Consider the following 1,104-nt stretch of genomic DNA (forward strand, 5'->3'; position numbering starts at 1 on the left):
CTAGGGCCTGTCTGGAGTCGTGATCAATCGGCTGCTTGCAGGAGATCTCCGAGCCAGATCATCGAGGCGCGGAGTTCGAGGCCGGCGAGGTAGCTCTCGGGCGTCTTGTCGAAGCGTGTGGCGATGCCGCGCCAGTCCTTCAGCCGGTTGATCAGTCGCTCGACAGTGTTGCGATCACGGTAAAGACCGGTGTCGAAAGCGACGGGACGGCCGCCCCGGCTGCCCTTCTTCCTGCGGTTGGCCACCTGGTCCTTCTTCTCCGGGATGACCGCTCTGATGCCGCGTTTGCGCAGGTGGGAGCGGTTGGCGCGGGACGAGTACGCCTTGTCCGCGGCGACCGCGCCCGGCCGGGTGCGGGGTCGACCGACCGGCAGACGGACGCGGATCTTCTTCAGCACGGGGACGAACTGAGGGCTGTCCGCGGCCTGCCCGGCTGTCAGGACGAACGACAGAGGGCGGCGCTTGCGGTCGGCAGCGAGGTGAATCTTGCTGGTCAATCCGCCGCGGGACCTTCCGAGCAGGGCTTCCTTCAGCCGGAGCCTGCGTCTGCGGCGGACGCGTCGGCGTTCGGCACGCTCAAGCTCCTTTCCTCCGTCCCGCCCGTTCTGTTCCGCCTCGCCACCCCTTTTTGCCGGGCCTCTTCCTGCTCGGCGGCGGCTTCCTCGAGAGCCTCCATGACGTCCTTGCCGACGATCATCCCGGCGGCGTCGTGGTGAGCACGGACGGTCGTGGAGTCCACGCTGACCAGGGACAAGTCCGTCTTGCCCTGGCGGGCGGCTTCGGCGATCAGGCCCTCCAGCAGGGCGGTGAAAACACCGGCGTTCCGCCAGACCCGGAAGCGTCCGTAGACGGTCGGCCAGGGCCCGAACTCGCCCGGCATCTCACGCCACTGGGCGCCGGTCCTGAACCGCCAGATCACCCCCTCGAACTGATCCCTCAGCCGCTCGGGGTACGGGCCGTACTCGCCTATCGGAAGGAACGGCTCGATCAACTTCCACTGTTCGTCGGTGAGTTGCCTGCGCGTCACGGTCTTCTTCCTACCGGATCCGCCTTCCAGACGGACCCGGATCGGCAAGATTGATCACGACATCACACAGGCCCTAG

The 1,104-nt window shown here is 66.9% G+C and carries 1 pseudogene; it reads right to left on the bottom strand.

Annotated elements, in window-relative coordinates:
• Positions 1–23: 23 nt before the first annotated feature.
• A pseudogene (locus tag F7R91_RS41750) lies at positions 24–1,027 on the bottom strand (IS5 family transposase).
• Between the last annotated feature and the right edge of the window lie 77 nt (positions 1,028–1,104).

It is taken from the genome of Streptomyces luteolifulvus (genome assembly GCF_008806595.1).
Lineage (GTDB): Bacteria > Actinomycetota > Actinomycetes > Streptomycetales > Streptomycetaceae > Streptomyces > Streptomyces luteolifulvus.